Below are 16,053 nucleotides of genomic sequence, written 5' to 3'. Positions count from 1 at the left end.
GCTATTCCTTCAGGAAGGCCAGCAGTGCTCCGTTGATGACGTCCTTGTTGACGGAGCACATGCCGTGGCTGAAGCTCGGGAAGACCTGGAGCTTCGCGCCCTTCACGAGCGTGGCGGTGATACGCCCCCCGCCGTCGATGGGGACGATCTGGTCGTCATCGCCGTGCATCACCAGCGTGGGCACGTCGAAGCGGGCCAGGTCCGCGCGGAAGTCCGTCTCGGAGAAGGCCTTCACGCAGTCGTACTCGGCCTTGAGGCTCCCCATCGCCCCCTGGAGGCAGAAGCTCTCGCGCAGCCCTTCCGACACCTTCGCGCCTGGCCGGTTGAAGCCGTAGAACGCCAGGCTCAGCTCCTTGAAGAAGCTGGAGCGGTCCCCGCGCACGCCCGCGCGAATGTCGTCGAAGACCTTCATGGGCAGGCCGTTGGGGTGCCAGTCTGTTTTAAGCATGATGGGCGGCACGGCGCTGATGAGCACCGCCTTCGCTACGCGCCCGGTGCCATGGCGCCCGATGTAGCGCGCCACCTCCCCCCCGCCCGTGGAGTGGCCCACGTGGACGGCCTTGCGCAGGTCCAGCGCGGAGGTCAGCGCCGCGAGGTCGTCCGCATACGTGTCCATGTCGTGGCCATCCCACGGCTGCGACGAGCGCCCGTGTCCCCGGCGGTCATGGGCGATGGTGCGGTAGCCCCGCTCGGACAGGAACAGCATCTGGTCCTCGAAGGCGTCGGACGTGAGCGGCCAGCCGTGCGAGAAGACGACGGGCTGCCCGTCCCGGGGACCCCAGTCCTTGAAGTACAGCTGCGTGCCATCGCGCGTGGTGAGGAAGCTGCCGGAAATCCGCCCCGTCTGCGTTTCGCTGGCCATGTGCCCGCCCTTCGCTGTGGAAGACCGCAGTCCACGAGGGTGCTCATCGCACCAGGATCCAGGCATTGCCCCCGGGGTTGAGCCCCCCCGCGCGTCCCCTGACGTTGGACGGTCTGAAATCAAGGCGCCGAACGTCCGCCGATCTCTGGAAAGCGCTCGTACGTCCGCTTGAGCGTCTCCAGGTGGGCAGGATTGTCGTAGTCGAGCGGTGCATCCGTGAGCTGCACGACCCAGCCCCCCGATGCCGTACGCCGCGCCCGCCCAAGCAAGTCTGCGTCAAGAGCACGTTCGGGAAACCCGATGGCACGTGCGGCAGCGGCGGACCAGAAGTTCAGCCACCCCAGCCACTGAGGAATCTCGGGCGAGCGGAGTCGCGCTGGAGGGGTGAGCATGGGAAGCCCACGGGGTGAGCGCTCCGACCCGTGAGCCGAGCCGCGCAACTGCTGCGCGACTTCCGAACCATAGCCCTCCGGCGATACATGCCCCCAGAACGCACGAGCGCCTTCGGCGATGCCCTCCAGCACATTCGCTGCTGCCGCGGTAACGGTCGCATCCAGCGGAAGCCTCGCATGGATATCGAGCAGTGCCTGACCGCCTGGGGCCTGACTCGGAGGCGTTCTCAACCCGCTAATCGTCACGGGGGAACTCTCGTCGCCATTGCACAGCATCGGGAACCTCCCGCGTGTTGCCGCCTCGGCGAGCCAGGCATCGCGCCGCGGTAATTCGACCGGGCGCCCGCCCTTCCCGATTTCCCACTCCAGGCGCAAACCTGGAAGGGCCCGCTCGATTCCATGGACAACAGCGGGTGTGCGGCCATCGTCAGCTACGAGTTCAGGCGCGTAGACCGCGAAATGGAGACGAGCCTGCATGCTCATCGTTTGCACTCCGTGACGACGAGATGGGGTTCAAGGTCGGGAGCGAGATCCAGCAGCGCTTTCTTGTGCGCGGCGCTGCTCACCCCAACGACGAAACCGTATCCGCAGTTCCGCGCAATCTCGCGATCTTCCCTGAACTCCGCCACCTGATCTTCAATCACCTGATCCCGGAGGAAGACACTGTACGTGTCGAACTGGTCGGTCTTGATCTCCCACAGTACGCGCGCGCCGACTTGCAGCGCATCGAAGTGCTTTCCGCCAACGAGCACGTCCATGCCGGGATAACGGTTGGGCGGAATCCTATCGGCACATGTGTTGTGCGCGTCATCGCCACCTCGGTGCTTCACCGGAATGGGCTCGCAGCTGGCGTGGCGCGTCCGGTCCACAGGCATCGGCGGCACTGGGGGTCGCCAGTCCTGCCCCGCTGGCTCCGGTTCCAACTTGGGCTTCCGTTCCGTCATGGCCGCGCGAGGCGCTCTTTTCGCTCCTCGCGCGGCGCCTGCTTCCTCGGGATAGAGGTGCCGCAACTCATATGCATCCAGTTCCTCCTTGATGGCGACGGCGACGACCACCACCCCAAGGACGATCACCGCACCCACGACGATCTCAGGCGCCGCCAGCACGCAGAACCCGATTCCTACGGCAGCGGCGCCAGCGGAGGCGACCGCGCACCTTCCCGTGGTGTCGTGGAACTCAATCCGGTCATGGTCGAGGGCCTGATAGCACCTCTCCACCATCACGGGCCAAGGCTGGGAAGCCTCTCGGACAACGCACTGCCCATCGTCTCTCCAGGGCAGCGCCGCCGCTCGCTGGAGATTGATGACTCTCTTGTTCCGGCTTTCGTGGGCCCCCGTTGGCGGTGCCGACGAGGCGCACGCAGAAAGGAACGTCAGGAGTGCGATGCTAGCGAGAATGCGCATGAGCAGGGCCTTTGTGCCGGGTCAGGGAGCTGTCTGAAGCCCCCGACACTCAGTCCCGGAAGAACTCGGAGGGGTGCGAGTCGATATAGCGAAGAAAACAGGCCTCAAGCTTCTCCTCCCCCTGGAGCTGTTCGCTCAGTAGGCCGAGATGCGCGTCGATCCACGCTCGCGGCTTCGTGTCGAGGATGCGCCGTCGCGCCTCGAGCGTTCCGGGAGGGCGCGAGCCAAAGAGCACGTCGACTCCCCTTCTCACCAGAGCGACATGCTCGGCGGCGCCAAGTTCCTCGAAACTCCGCAGGACGAACTCCACCGAGGAAGGAGCGAAGTTGTAAAGGGCCTGATCCAACCCACCGTTTCCGATGTCCCGGATGAAGAAGGTTGTGAGGGCCAGCACCTGTTGGCCGTGCGTTCCTTCGACAGCGTCATGTCCCCAGGCAGGCTCCATGAGCCGCCACAGCCGCTCCTCCACCGGAAGCGCTTCGACGCTCGCACGCGGCAGCCGCGTATCCTTCCCAGACACCAATGGCGCCTCCCGTTCACGGTCCAGGCCGTACGGGTTCCTCACATATCAGGCGTCCGGGAGAGAGCGACGACAAGCGGCCCGGGCAACAGGTCCCCGGGCCGCCGGGTGTCCTTCCGTTACGGGTGGCTGGCGGGGTCCGCGGGGTTGGTGCCCGCGGCGCGCTCATCCCCATCCAGGAAGCCGTCCAGGTCCCGGTCGATGCCCACGCGCTGGCCGGAGCCCGGCGGCGCGCAGGTGTACGTCAGCACGCCCTGGCTCGCGGCCACGCCCGAGCGCAGCGACGCGGACGGCACCAGCGGCAGCGCCGCGCGGTCCGCCTTGAACTGCCCGCTGCCCAGGTAGCGGAAGCCCATCTCGTACGTGCCCGCGCGGCCCTTGGCCACCAGGTCGCACTCGCCCGCGTCCGCGCGCGCCATCAAGAGGTCGATGCGTGAACCCACCACCGCCGCGTTGGTCGCGGTGAGCGTCACCTGCTGGCCCACGATGGGCGCCAGGTTGGTCTCGAAGGCGAACATGTATTCCTCCATGTCCTTCTTCGCCTGGAAGCCCGCGGGCGTGTCCGGGATGCCCACCTGGTTGAAGATGGGGTGGAAGTCGAAGCCGCTGTTGAAGAGGAACAGCGTGGGGATGGCGCCGTCGCTGTTGAAGCCCGTGCCGCGCACCTGGTCTCCCAGGAACGGATCCGCCGGCGTGTTGCCGAAGGGGAACGCGGCGCCGAACATGCCGACCTTCTGGTACATGTTCCGCAGGTGCGGGACCTTGGGGAACAGCGGCTCCGCGTCGAAGGAGCTGCGGCCATCCGTGCCGAAGAAGCCCTTGAAGGGGCCCTCGCCCGGGTTCGCGTTCACGTCCACGCGGTGGCAGGACTCGCACGAGCCCTGGAAGAAGCTGGTCGTGTTCGTGAAGAAGTCCTTGCCCGCCTGCTGCGAAGCCGTGAGCGAGTTGTCCAGCTTGCGGATGGGGTTGGGCGGGTAGACGACCTGCAGGATGAAGTCGGAGAACTTCTGCATCTCCACCTCCGTCAACTGAGAGCCGCGGCCCAGCAGGTCCTTGAACGCGGGGTTGAACTGCTTGAAGGCCGCGACCTCGTCGAAGGTGCCGCTGTTGGGCTGCACGCTGGGCGCGCTGTCGCCGCCGGTGCGGTCTCCACGCCAGTGCATGGGGCCCTGGTTGGCCATGCCGCGAAGGCTCTGCGTGGACAGGGGGCCCTTCATCGGGTGGAAGGACGTGTCCTGCCCGAAGGTGGGGTCCGTGCCGAACTCCGGCAGCACCGGCACGATGGGGTTGTAGCTCGCCTTCACGTCACCGTCCGGGTTGCCCAGGTCCCAGGTGGTGCTGTCGAAGTCACCGAAGATGTGGCAACTGCCGCAGGATGAGTCGCCGTGGCTGGAGCTGTTGCGCGCGTCGTAGAGGAACGGGCGGCCCTGCACCACGCTGGCCGGCTCCGGGTTGAACATGGGCAGGTGCGCGACCTCCGTCTTCGTCGCGGTGTTGACGACGGAGATGGCGTTGTCGAAGCGGGTGAGCACGTACAGGCGCCCCCGGGCCTCATCCAGCACCAGGCCGGTGGGGCCGCCGCCCGTCAGCGCGACCTGGTTCGCGGTGGAGGGCGTGAAGGTGCCGGACTCCAGCTGGGACGTGGCGTACACGCCCAGCTTCGACGAACCGAACGCGGCGACCCAGAGCGTGGCGCCGTCGGACGTCACGGCCATGCCCGTGGGCTGCGCGAGGCTCTTCTCGCTCTCCGCGTTGGGCGTGGCCGCGCAGCAGGCCGCGTAGTTGATGTGCGTGTTGAGGTGGCGGGGCGTGACGGACGGGGCGCTGGGGCCGCCCAGCACGGTGATGCGGCTTTCGTGCAGGTGGCCGCGCAGGCTGTTGCCCGTCATCGTACCGGGGCCCTCGAAGCGCAGGTCGTTTCGCGCTTCGGTGTTGCTCACGTAGACCTTCCCGCTCACCGGGTTGACGGCCATGTTGAACAGGATGGTGCCCACGCCCGCGTAGGTGCCCGCCGCGCCGGACACCGGCACGGGCGGGTTGGCGTTGGCGGAGATGGCGAAGACGTCCTTGTCCGGCAGGGAGAAGCGGACGAAGTCGGTCCACGGGCGGTTGAGCACGTCCACCCAGTCCTCGCCGTTGTACTTCACGATGACGGAGACCTCCGGGGCGGGGATGCCCTGGTGGTTGACGTTGGGGCCGGGGACGCCGCCCACGGACTCGCCGCCGTTGGGCACCAGGCTCTCATGCACCACGGAGGTGCGGTTGCCGGAGTGGAACGCGGCCGCGTACACCCGGCTGCCGTCCGGCGTGGCCGCGAGCGCGCGAGGCGTGTCACCGAACAGCGTGAGCCGGGTGAGCGGCGTGCCGCCCAGCGTCGTGCCCAGGTTCTCCGAGTCGAACACCCAGACGTCCGCGCGGCCCACGCCCGGCGTGGTGAGCTGCGGGTCGAACCCGGCGTTCTGCCCACGGTGCGCGGCGGTGATGAACGCGCGCTTCTTGCCGGTGCCCGCGAAGACGATGTCGCGGGGCTCGTCGCCCACGAGCAGCGTGCGCGTCACGCGGCCGCCCTGCCCGTTCGCGTCCACCTTCACGACGCTGACGCTGTCGGACAGGTGGTTGACCACCCAGACCTCGCTGTTGGTGCGCGCGGCGACGGCCACGGGCTCCAGGCCCACGGGCACGGAGCCCTTGTGGGTGAGGCCGCTGGTGCCCACCTGAAAGATCTCCAACCGGTTGTCCGGCGTGTTGACGGCGTAGAGCCACTGGCCGTTGGGAGACAGGGCCAGGGGGCGCACCTGGCCACTTTCAAAGACGGTGAAGTGCTGCGCCTGCGACGGGCTGCCCATGGCGAGGCCCAACAGCAGCGTCGCCGCGGACGCGGTGCGCTGGAAGGCACGGCGCACCGCCGGGTGTCTGGCTTTCATGGAAGTCTCTCGGGGAAAGGGGGGCTGGGGGGCCCCTGCTTCACTGTAGTTGTGGCGTCTGACCTCGACTCCATCCCTCTGTACGCAGTGAAGGGCGTTCCCTGGTCGCGGACCGCCGTCAACGAGGCCAGTCGAGCAGGAGCCGGTCGGCGGCATCCTGCAAGGCCTTGGGGAGGCCGACCAACACCTTCCCACCTCATCTTCAGGGTTTGCTGCGATAGGGGCTCAGAGATGAGGCGCGGCGCGTCCCGGGTTCAAGACTGGCCCGCCAGGCCCTGTCTGATGCATGGGTACTATCCGGGTGTTGTCTCCTCCAAGGAGGCAGGCCGGGATGATGCGCTACGAGTTGAACGAGCGGCAGTGGAGGGCTTTGGCCCCTCTGCTGCCGCACCAGGGATGAGGCGGGGCGTGGAGCGACCACCGCACAGTGCTCAATGGGATTCTTTGGCGCCTACACACGGGCGCCGGCGAGACCTGCCCTCGCGTTACGGGCCCTGGTAGACCGTCTACGACCGTTTCGTGCGCTGGCGCAAGGACGGCACCTGGCTGCGGCTGGTGCAAAAACTCCAGGCAGCTACGGGCTCAGGACGAATTGGACCTGAGCGTCCTCTTCGTCGACTCCACCGTCGTCAGCGCCCCGGACGGCCCCTGGCCCGCATCGGCGCGGGCCTGCCTCACCCAGATTTCAAAGGCGCTGCGCGTCAGGTCCAGGTCCTTGGCCACCTGCGCCCGGGACTTGCCCTCCTCCAGCGCCAGATTCACCGCTCGGGCTTTGAACTCCGGCGTGTACGTCCTGCGCTCTCGTCTCGGCATCGTCGTGGACATCCTTCGGTCACCTCATCTCGGGTGTCCACAAAGTCCGGGGAGGATCACTGTGCCGACGTACTAGTGGACCAGCGAGCACACCACTCAGCGGAAAGTGGGCAAGGAACTCCGACTACCGCCTCATTGAGTGCTGAGGTGCCGTCCTCCGCAGTTTGGAGGGAGCAGTACCTCTTGGACACGCGATCTGCTGGTTCGTGATGTGGAGAGGCGAAGCCAAGTACGCGCCTCGTCCATGGAGTCACTCCCTTCATCAAGGGACAGGCGCCCATCGTGAAACAGCACGGGACAGACCTGTGGTTACTCTGCGTGCGCCGCCCCACACTATGGGATGAATCATTTTCGACCCGGTCGAGCAACTTGCGCACGCCGCATTCCGATAACTAGGTCTACGGTCCCTCGGCTGTCCCTCAGGCACACGGGCCTTGCATGATTGTCAGTGCCACATGCTAAGACTCGTTTTTCATGGCTGGCGACATTCCTGGAAGCCGACTTCCAGAACTGGTGCAGCTCATTTGCTCCTGGGCTGCGGTACGAGGGGAGGAACTCACCAAGCTACGGCTCGTGAAGTTCCTCTACCTAGCCGACCTCTACCATGCGCGAAAAACAGGGGGACGAACCCTAACCGGGTGGCCGTGGAGGTTTGTCAGCTTCGGGCCCTATTGTGCCGAGTCGCTGCATGCGGTCGATCAAGCCCATGCACTAGGACTGATTTTTCGCCGGAGTTACGAGTCCAAGTACACGAACGACGAGCAGTTCGTTTACGGAGGAAAGGTCGCGCAAAGCGAGCTGCCAATCGAGGCCTTGGTCGACGCCTTCTCCACTTACACCACGGTGATGCTGAAGCAGGCCGTGAGAAAATGGGGGGACGATACTGCTGGGCTCCTTACTCACGTGTACTTCGAGACGGAACCCATGGAGGACATCGAACCCTCCAATTTTCTGGACTTCCGGAAGGCAGTCCCTCCTCCAAAGGTTGAACGGGTGCCCGCCGTGAACCTTTCTACCGCCAAAAAGAAGAAGGCCCTTGAGCTGATTGCCTCGCTGACAAAGCGCTCAAGGACTGATGCGCAAACCACTCCGCTGGATACGGGACCGCACGACGAAGCATTCCTGCAGGCAGTCAATATCGAGGATGTCAGCGACGGCCTGCCGGAGTTTTCAGGGGTCGTCGTTTTCGGCGATCTGCGCCAACCCAATGGGGACTCCTGACCACCATGGGTCTATCCGATCTCGTCGCCCCATTTTATAGGGCTCTCGATCCAGCCCAAGCTGGGAAGGGCCCTGTTCTCGGCCAACTTGCGTGGGTACCTGCGCCCGCGCCTCTACCAATTCCGCAAATTTTGGAAGTCGCGCGCAATGACCCTCGAGGGCATGCGTCAGCCTCCTCGACGATTCGAAATGTTACGACGAGTGACTTTAGACGTCGTGGGGGCTTACCGGTCTACAAGTTGAACTTGGCCGATCACGAAGAACTGATGGTTCAAAAGGCCAAGCGTCGCCTTGCCATAGTAGTAGCCCTGTTCGGAACGACATTCCCAGATGTCGATTCGGTCGTGAAGCTCGGAGGGAAAAAGCATCTACAAGAGCGAAATATCCTCGTCGCTCCGCTCTCTGGCGTTCAGACCGCTGATCATCCGAATGGATTTCCAGAAGTGATGCGGCATCGCATTGATGCCCTAATGTACAGTCAGTTCTTCTACTGCCCTTCGAACAATAGTCCTGAGGTACTGGCGTCTGTTGCACGGCTCGACCGCCTATTCCCCGTAGTGCCAGTCGCACCGGCGGCATACACGCCACTGCCCCTCGCGCTGGTCGATGACGCACTTAATATTCTTATGGCGTTGTTACGCATGCGGTTCGGCTCCAAGCAGGAACCTGAAATCGACGAACTACGGGAGCTCTTAGCTGAAACAGTCCCTGCACAATTCGCTCCGACTATCCCTGCAGGAGCCGTTGCTGGCCCGCTACCGGGAAAGTAGTTCGGCGTTCACGCCATCTCGCATAGCCCCCAGCGCTGCGAAACTCTTGAAACGTCCTTGGCCGTCCGGCGACCACCAAAGTCTTGCAGTCGCAAGCTGAGGTTTTTGACCTGTGCAAACTCTGCTCGTCATCGTGGGCGTGACTCCTGCAATGTTCCGCCGCCTTCACTGAGTGAAGGATCTGTGTTGCGGTGAATAGGTCGCGCCGTGAGTCGCGGACCGCCGTCAACGAGGCCAGTCGCGCAGGAGCCAGTCGGCGGCATCCTGCTGGTCCCACTCCACGCGGCCGGTCAGCGTCAGGCCCCCGCGCTCGATGCGGATTCGCCGCCACACCGGCGCGCCCGGCACGTAGCGCGCGTCCGTGCGGGACCAGGCCACACCGCCGGTGGCCTCCACCATGCGCATCACACAGGCGTCGAACTCCGCCTCTGGAAGCCAGCGCAGGGCGTCCAGCACCAGGTCGGAGTCGAAGCCGCTCAGCGCGGACGGATGACCGGTGACGGCCCGCAGGGACCGGGAGCCCCGCCCCTCCGGGATGAAGGACAGGCCCTGGGGCCCCAGCACGCAGAAGCCCTTTTGTTCGCCGAGCTTCGCGGGGAACACCGCCACGGTGTCCAGGCGCACGCCCGCCCGGGCCGCGCCGCGCAGGGGCGGCTGACGGTGCAACTCCACGAGCAGCGCGACCGCGGTGGCCCCTTTGAAGGAGCGCGAATGGAGCCGGCGGTCCCCTTCCACGTGGAGGTTCCCGTTCTGTTCCAGCCGGAGCCCGTTGGGAGCGATGGTGCCCAGCCGCACCTCCTGCGGCTCACCGAACAGCGGTGCCCAGATGAGCCGCTCGCTGGTGAGCCGGAGCCGGCCCGTGCCCAGGAGCAACGCCCCTCCGACGACCATGCCGGTCAGGAGCAGGAGCAGCAGGAGCTCCCTCCCGTCGCGGACGGAGAGGAAGAACAGGAAGCCCAGCGCGCCCAGCGCCGCCCATCCGCTCGCCATCAGCGGCGACACAGCCTGCTTCCGGGGCCTGGGTACAAGGCTCGGCCCCGACTGTCGCCAGGCATCATGCTCGAAGACGAGCACCTCGCCGGGCTTCAGCGCCCACCGCACCTCCTGGCGCACCAGCGCATCCAGCCGCCTCAGCGCCTCCTCCAGGGACACACCTTCGGGCGCCACCGTCAGCACATCCAACCGGCGCCGGGCCAGCCGTGTCAGCCGCTCCCGCCGCGCCGACAACTCCCGCGCCGCCTTCCACACGGGCGTGTCGTCCGGCCAGGCCTCCTGCGCCGCGCGGCGCTGGACCCGGTCCAGCGCCTCCTCCACCGCCGGTGCTTCCGCCACGAGCGCGGGCACCAGCTCCGGACGCCGCGTCAGCGCCCGCCGCCATCGCCGGCCGGACAGCGCCTTCTCCAATTCCGCATACGGACGCCGCGCCGCCGCGAGCACCTCCGCGCGGCCCTCCAGCTGACGCTCGACATCAGCCGCCGTAAGGCCTGGCAGGACAGCGCTGGGACGTGACCGCTCGGGCATCGCGCACGACAGCATAGCCCCGCGCGAAACAGGCCGCCGGATGCACGCCCCGCCGTCACTCCACCGGCGGCTCCAGCTCCAACCGCTCACACTGACGCAGCATCTCCGCCGCATCGGCGGGTTCGTCGGGCGAGGGCGGCATCGCCTCCGACCAGGGCACGGGCGGCTCGGCCGGTGTTCCCATCGACTCCTTCAGGAGCGCGATGAGGTCCTTCGCGGGGTCCCTGGGAAACGACGTCACCTCCTGCAACGGCCGGGACGCGACGGGCGGCGGCTCGTCGCATGGAAGCGCCGCGGCCTGGAGCAGCAGCACGGGCGACGGTGGCGGGGCCACCACCGCCACGGGCTCCGGGGGCAGCAGATCATCCGGGTCGAACCCGAAGGGCACCCGGGGCACCACCTGGAGCGACACGGCCTCGCGCTCCACGTTCGGGGCGTCCCCCTCCGTCGGGATGCACCGCAGCGTGTTCAAGCGGGGCGTGGGCGCTTCCGGGAACGGCGGCGGGGACACCGGCGCGTCCACCCTGGGAGGCCACGGGGGCACCGGCAGCAGCACCACGGCCGGCTCGCGCAGGGGCAGCGAGCGCACCCGCGCGCCTCCTCCCAGCTCCACCGCCGCCTTCGCCACCGCCGCGGCGTGCTCCGCGAGCACCCGCTCCGCCCAGGTCTTCACCCACCGGGCCAGGGACAGCACCCAGGCCAGGTGCCGCCGCTCGCGAGGCCGCGCCTCCACGGCCCCGGATGACGGACCCGCGAGCATCGTCACTCCTCCTTCACCGGCAGCGCCACGCACGCGTCGCGGATGGGCACGTCACCGGGTCCCACCACCCGCCCCAGCAGGGGGGCCTGCGCGGACTCTCCATCCACCAAAGACAGACATCTCACCTCCGCCAGGGGTTGCTCCTTGCGCACCTGCACCCGCAGGCGGAACGCCGGACGCGGCACCGAGCGCAACCCCGCCCACAGCGCCGCCGGCACCGGGCTCAGGTCCACCTCCAATTCCTTGTCGCTCATGGCCGCGAAGACCAGGTCGCCCAACAGCCGGTGCGCGCGCTCGGGCGTCTCCGCGCCCACCGTCACCAGGTAGCAGACGGTGAACTGCAGCCCGCCCCGCTTCCCCGCCCGGGTCAGGGGCGCCGGCCCCAGCTCCAGGAGGTAAAGACAGACACCCCGGTCCAGGGCCTCACGGTCGGGCACGCCCAGGTGCACCGGCGCATCCGTGGCAATGCGTCCCACCCACGCCCTCATGCGCAGATCGACTTCGTCGATCATCCTTGGCCCCCCGGTTCCCGGCCCTGAATGCCACGCCGCTGTTTGCCTTCATCATACGCTCGCATCCGGTGATTTGGATGCACATCGCCCACGGGATTGAACAGGACGTCCTTGATTTGACAGGCATTGCGCGCAATCCCGAGTCCTGAGCGACCACGCGGCGTGTCGGGAACCGGGCAGTCCCTCCACCGCGGGTCGTGGCATCCCGGAAAGCCCGTACGGGTTTCGCGTGAAGCACTTCATTTCCCGCTCGCCTTCCGCGAAGAATGGCCGCTGGGCCGGCATTCACCGTGGAACTTTCGTCATGACGATGGACTCCCCTTCCTTGAGACGACACCCCTCCCTTCTCTCCTCCGGCATCGCCCTGGGGTGCCTGGCGGTGTTGGGCACCGCCACCCCGGCGCTCGCGCAGGACGACACGCCCTACAAGGTGGGCCTGCTGCTGGACGCGGGCGCTCCGCACGGCATCGGCCTGTCCGCGGTGGTGCGTCCCACGAACTGGCTGCGGCTGCACGCGGGCCCCACCACGAACACGCTCAGCGTGGGCGTGCGCGGTGGCCTGAGCATCCTGCCGATGGACACCTTCATCGCGCCGTCCCTCAACGTGGAGGCCGGGCACTACTTCGGCTCGGAGTACAGCGAGGTGCTGGACTGGCTGGGCCGTGAGCCGAGCGCCACGTCGGAGGCCATCCGCGACGTCACCTACAACTACGTGACGGGCAGCCTGGGCCTGGAGGTGGGCACGAAGAGCCGCTTCAACTTCTTCCTCAACGTGGGCCTGAGCTACGTGGCGATGACCGTGCCGGACCCCACGCCGCTCATCCAGGACGCCTCCGGCGACGACAGCGTCACGTCCGGACCGCTGCACCTGCGCGCCACCATCCCGTCGGTGAAGCTGGGCTTCATCGTCTACTTCTTCTGAGCCAGGAGCCCTTCCATCATGCGAACGAAAACCTTCCGCACCCTCCTGCTCGCTGGCGCCGTGGCCCTGCTGGGCACGGGCTGTGATTCGCTCTTCACCGTCGAGGTGGAAGCCGAGCGCATCTGCAAGAACGAGAACGACCTGTCCTTCCCCGCCTCCCCGCCCCTCGCCGGCTCCGTGGAGCAGTCCTTCACGATTCCGCTGGGTGACTTCGCCAGCGCGCTGCCCGAGGACGCCGACGTGGAGACGGAGCTGCGGCTGAAGCTCTTCGACGCCACCGCCAGCACGGACATCAGCGGCATCGAGCGCGCCAGCCTCTCCGTGCGCAAGCCGGGCTCCGCGCAGTACGTGCTGCTGGGCGAGTTCCGGCGCACCGGCAACGGCGGCTCCACGAACAAGCTCCAGCTCACCAGCAGCGGCGCGGTGGACGTGCTGGACCTGGCCAAGCAGGAGGAGCTGGAGTTCCTCTTCCAGGCCACGGGGACGCCCCCCACGCAGTCGTGGACCGCGGACGTCGAGGTCTGCGTGGGCGCCAAGGCGAGCGCCAACTACTTCGGCCTGCTGTTCTGAAGCCTCCACTCCCGCCCCGGCGAAGAGGACTCCGCCGGGGCGGCGGGCTGGCCGGAAGCTGGACGGGGGCACCTGGCGCCCTTAAGTGGGGAGGGTGGGACGCAAGCGGGCCGTGGGCGGCATCGAGATTCCGGGATGGGCGTGGCTGGTGCCGTGCGCGCTGGTGCCCGTGGTGCTGCTCAACCTGGGCGTGGCGTGGCTGGGCGACACGCAGGTGTCGCCCCTGTCCTTCTCCTTCCTCCAGACGAAGGCGCGCGCGCTGGGGGCCTACGTGGCGCACCGGCCCGAGTGCGTGCTGGACGGCCATCCCCCGCTGGAGCCGCTCATCGAGGACACGGAGCGCCGCCACGGGATTCCGCCAGGGCTCCTGAAGGCGCTCATCCAGGTGGAGTCGGAGACGCGGGTGCACCGCATCTCGCCCGCGGGGGCCATGGGGCCCGGGCAGCTCATGCCGGACACGGCGGCGCACATGCGGGTGGAGGACCCCTTCGACCCGGCGCCGGCCGTCAACGCGAGCGGGCGCTACCTGGCCGAACAGCTTCGAAGGTTCCGCGACGTGCCCCTCGCGGTGGCCGCGTACAACGCGGGCCCGGGCTCGGTGAACGGGCGCGTGCCGCGCAACGGGGAGACGGAGTTCTACGTGGCCAAGGTGCTCGCGGCCTATGAGCACACGCGGCCGAAGGCGCCGGTCGTGGCGAAGCGCCCGGCCGCCGCCGTGAAGGCCCCCGTCGCGCGGAAGGCCCGTCCGCCGGATGCGGCACCGAAGCCGTCCGCGGCACCGAAGGGGAAGGCGCCCGCGAAGCCCGCGACCCGTCCGGCCGCGGGCAACAAGCCCCCCGCCAAGCTCGCCTCCGCGACGCGTTGACGCCCGGGACCGGCGGGCACGACGCCTGCCTCAGGTCCCGGCTGCTTCCAGCTTGCGCCCGTGCAGGCCGCTCGCCGCGCCCGTGTCCAGCCACAGCTCCACGTCGCGGTGGAGCTGGAGGAACGACGCGGGCCACCGGGGCGTGAGCGGCCCGTGCACCATCGCCGTCACCGCCGCGGCCTTGTTCACGCCGAACGCCAGCACCACCACCTTGCGCGCCTGGAGCACCGCCGCCATGCCCAGCGTCAGCGCCGCCATGGGCACCTTCGATGGATCATCCCCGAACGCCATCACGTGAGACAGCCGCGTCTCCCGCGACAGGCGCGCGCGGTGGCTCGTGGCCGTCAGCACCTCGCCCGGTTCGTTGAAGGCGATGTGCCCGTTGGGGCCCACGCCCAACAGCAGCAGGTCCAGCCCTCCGGCCGCCGCGAGCGCCGCGTCATAGCGCGCGCATTCCGCCTCCGCGTCCGGCGCGCACCCGTCGAAGAAGTGGATCCGCTCCGTTGACAGATTCACATGCCGGAACAGGTGCCGGTCCATGTACGCGCGGAAGCTGCCGGCGTCCTCGGGCGGCAGGCCCAGGAACTCGTCCACGTTGAAGGTCGTGGCCCGCGACAGGTCCAGCGCCCCCCGGGCCGCCAGCTCCACGAGGCTCCGGTACACGTTGAGCGGCGAGCGCCCCGTGACGAGCCCCAGCACCAGCTCCGGCGTGTGACGCACCGCCTCGGCGATTCGCGCCGCGCAGGTGGTGGCCGCCTCCTGCTCCGTCTGGAACACCCGTAGGTCCATGGGCGGGTCAGCATACGCCGGCCTCCCCTCCCGGATCGCCGGTCCCCCGCACGCCCGGGGACCGGGGAAGGTTTCCCACGGGCATTCCGTGCAATCCGTCCTCACGCGTGGAGGCCGGGTCGGGCTAGAACCGGACCCATGAAAGTCGCCGTGCTCACCGGCGGGGGTGATTGCCCCGGCCTCAATGCGGTCATCCGAGCCATCGTCCGCCGTGCCAGCGAGCACGGCTTCGAGATGATGGGTCTGCGGGATGGATGGAAGGGCCTGCTGGATGACAACCACTTCCGCCTCACGCGGGAGACCACCTCCGGCATCCTCCACCGGGGTGGCACCATCCTGGGCACGTCGCGCGTCAACCCGTTCAAGGTGGAGAACGGCCTGGAGCGCGTGAAGCGCGCCATCGAGCGCAATGGCATCCACGCGGTCATCGCCATCGGCGGCGAGGGCACCCTGTCCGCCGCCACGCGCATGTCCCAGGAGGGCGTGCGCATCGTCGGCGTGCCGAAGACCATCGACAACGACCTCAACGGCACGGACTTCACCTTCGGCTTCGACACCGCGGTCGCCATCGCCACGGAGGCCGTGGACCGGCTGCACTCCACCGCCGAGTCGCACAAGCGCGTCATCGTGTGCGAGGTGATGGGCCGCCACGTCGGGTGGATCGCCACCTACGCGGGCATCGCCGGCGGCGCGGACGTCATCCTCGTCCCGGAGATTCCCGCGGACCTGGAGGCCGTCGCGCAGCACCTCCAGCGCCGGCACGCGGGCGGGCGCACCTTCTCCATCGTGGTGGTGGCGGAGGGCACGCGCATCAAGATGTCCGCGGAGCAGACCGAGCAGCTCGTCACCACGGGCGCCCTGGACGAAGCGGGCCGTCCGCGCCTGGGCGGCGTGGGCAACATCGTCGCGGCGGAGATTGAACGGCGCACCGGCTTCGAGACGCGCGTCTCCGTGCTGGGCCACATCCAGCGCGGCGGCGCCCCCACGGCGCACGACCGTGTGCTCGCCACCCGGTTCGGCGTGCATGCGTGCGACATGGTGGCCCGGGGCGAGTTCGGCAAGATGGCCGCCCTGCGCGGCAACGAAATCGTCAGCGAGCACCTGGCCGAGGCCACCCGAGAACTCAAGCGCGTGCCCAGGGAGTTCTTCGAGGTCGCGCAGGTTTTCTTCGGCTGACATTGACGTGATGCGCCATGCCTGCCCCCACGT

16 protein-coding genes are annotated in these 16,053 nt (G+C 67.9%); 6 read left to right on the top strand and 10 right to left on the bottom strand.

From position 1 onward, the window contains the following. Position 1: 1 nt before the first annotated feature. The 6 genes from JYJ93_RS08670 to JYJ93_RS08645 all read right to left on the bottom strand — a co-directional run bounded on the left by JYJ93_RS08670 (position 2) and on the right by JYJ93_RS08645 (position 6,914). Positions 2-862 (bottom strand): alpha/beta hydrolase, encoded by an 861-nt coding sequence (locus JYJ93_RS08670; protein ID WP_206787864.1) that lies wholly within the window; start codon positions 860-862, stop codon positions 2-4. Positions 863-981: 119 nt separating this feature from the next. Continuing rightward, the gene (locus tag JYJ93_RS08665; protein WP_206787862.1) at positions 982-1,737 is read right to left on the bottom strand and encodes a DUF5953 family protein; all 756 of its coding nucleotides are present in this window, start codon (positions 1,735-1,737) and stop codon (positions 982-984) included. Next, entirely contained in the window at positions 1,734-2,657 is a 924-nt protein-coding gene (locus tag JYJ93_RS08660; protein WP_206787859.1) for a DUF6310 domain-containing protein, read from the bottom strand. Before JYJ93_RS08660 ends, JYJ93_RS08665 begins: the two co-directional genes overlap by 4 nt. 49 nt (positions 2,658-2,706) lie before the next feature. Beyond that, positions 2,707-3,177, bottom strand: a complete 471-nt coding sequence (locus JYJ93_RS08655; protein WP_206787857.1) for a DUF4375 domain-containing protein — start codon at positions 3,175-3,177, stop codon at positions 2,707-2,709. A gap of 119 nt (positions 3,178-3,296) precedes the next feature. Then, positions 3,297-6,101 carry a beta-propeller fold lactonase family protein gene (locus tag JYJ93_RS08650; protein WP_206787855.1) on the bottom strand — a complete coding sequence of 935 codons (2,805 nt, stop codon included), beginning with the start codon at positions 6,099-6,101 and terminating at the stop codon, positions 3,297-3,299. 582 nt (positions 6,102-6,683) lie between these two features. Beyond that, positions 6,684-6,914, bottom strand: a complete 231-nt coding sequence (locus JYJ93_RS08645) for a transposase (protein WP_206787853.1) — start codon at positions 6,912-6,914, stop codon at positions 6,684-6,686. Positions 6,915-7,388: 474 nt separating this feature from the next. Here JYJ93_RS08645 and JYJ93_RS08640 point away from each other — a divergent pair, with 474 nt between their 5' ends. Continuing rightward, positions 7,389-8,135 (top strand): hypothetical protein, encoded by a 747-nt coding sequence (locus JYJ93_RS08640; RefSeq protein WP_206787852.1) that lies wholly within the window; start codon positions 7,389-7,391, stop codon positions 8,133-8,135. Positions 8,136-8,380: 245 nt separating this feature from the next. Then, positions 8,381-8,905 carry a hypothetical protein gene (locus JYJ93_RS08635; protein ID WP_206787850.1) on the top strand — a complete coding sequence of 175 codons (525 nt, stop codon included), beginning with the start codon at positions 8,381-8,383 and terminating at the stop codon, positions 8,903-8,905. Positions 8,906-9,130: 225 nt separating this feature from the next. Here the strand turns inward: JYJ93_RS08635 and JYJ93_RS08630 are convergent, their stop codons facing one another. The 3 genes from JYJ93_RS08630 to JYJ93_RS08620 are packed head-to-tail and all read right to left on the bottom strand — an operon-like array spanning position 9,131 to position 11,662. Continuing rightward, positions 9,131-10,426 carry a hypothetical protein gene (locus tag JYJ93_RS08630; RefSeq protein WP_206787848.1) on the bottom strand — a complete coding sequence of 432 codons (1,296 nt, stop codon included), beginning with the start codon at positions 10,424-10,426 and terminating at the stop codon, positions 9,131-9,133. A 55-nt stretch (positions 10,427-10,481) separates the two neighbouring features. After that, positions 10,482-11,186 (bottom strand): hypothetical protein, encoded by a 705-nt coding sequence (locus tag JYJ93_RS08625; protein ID WP_206787846.1) that lies wholly within the window; start codon positions 11,184-11,186, stop codon positions 10,482-10,484. A 2-nt stretch (positions 11,187-11,188) separates the two neighbouring features. Further along, positions 11,189-11,662, bottom strand: a complete 474-nt coding sequence (locus tag JYJ93_RS08620; RefSeq protein WP_206787844.1) for a hypothetical protein — start codon at positions 11,660-11,662, stop codon at positions 11,189-11,191. A gap of 361 nt (positions 11,663-12,023) precedes the next feature. Between JYJ93_RS08620 and JYJ93_RS08615 the strand changes: the two genes are divergently transcribed. The 3 genes from JYJ93_RS08615 (at position 12,024) to JYJ93_RS08605 (ending at position 14,055) form a co-directional block, all read left to right on the top strand. Beyond that, positions 12,024-12,620 carry a hypothetical protein gene (locus JYJ93_RS08615; protein WP_242543734.1) on the top strand — a complete coding sequence of 199 codons (597 nt, stop codon included), beginning with the start codon at positions 12,024-12,026 and terminating at the stop codon, positions 12,618-12,620. An 18-nt stretch (positions 12,621-12,638) separates the two neighbouring features. Continuing rightward, the gene (locus tag JYJ93_RS08610) at positions 12,639-13,190 is read left to right on the top strand and encodes a hypothetical protein (protein ID WP_206787840.1); all 552 of its coding nucleotides are present in this window, start codon (positions 12,639-12,641) and stop codon (positions 13,188-13,190) included. A gap of 94 nt (positions 13,191-13,284) precedes the next feature. Continuing rightward, positions 13,285-14,055, top strand: coding sequence for a transglycosylase SLT domain-containing protein (locus tag JYJ93_RS08605; RefSeq protein ID WP_206787838.1), 771 nt, complete (start codon positions 13,285-13,287; stop codon positions 14,053-14,055). A gap of 30 nt (positions 14,056-14,085) precedes the next feature. On the opposite strand, the gene JYJ93_RS08600 is transcribed toward JYJ93_RS08605, so the two are convergent. Beyond that, the gene (locus JYJ93_RS08600) at positions 14,086-14,844 is read right to left on the bottom strand and encodes a glucosamine-6-phosphate deaminase (RefSeq protein ID WP_206787836.1); all 759 of its coding nucleotides are present in this window, start codon (positions 14,842-14,844) and stop codon (positions 14,086-14,088) included. 138 nt (positions 14,845-14,982) lie between these two features. On the opposite strand from JYJ93_RS08600, the gene JYJ93_RS08595 reads away from it, so the two are divergent. Continuing rightward, on the top strand, positions 14,983-16,020 hold the full coding sequence (locus JYJ93_RS08595) for an ATP-dependent 6-phosphofructokinase (protein ID WP_206787834.1): 1,038 nt from the start codon (positions 14,983-14,985) through the stop codon (positions 16,018-16,020). Positions 16,021-16,053: the final 33 nt, after the last annotated feature.

This window comes from Corallococcus sp. NCSPR001 (assembly GCF_017309135.1).
Classification (GTDB): domain Bacteria; phylum Myxococcota; class Myxococcia; order Myxococcales; family Myxococcaceae; genus Corallococcus.
Note: the sequence above shows the minus strand (reverse complement) of the source record. Positions and strands in the feature narration are given on the sequence as shown.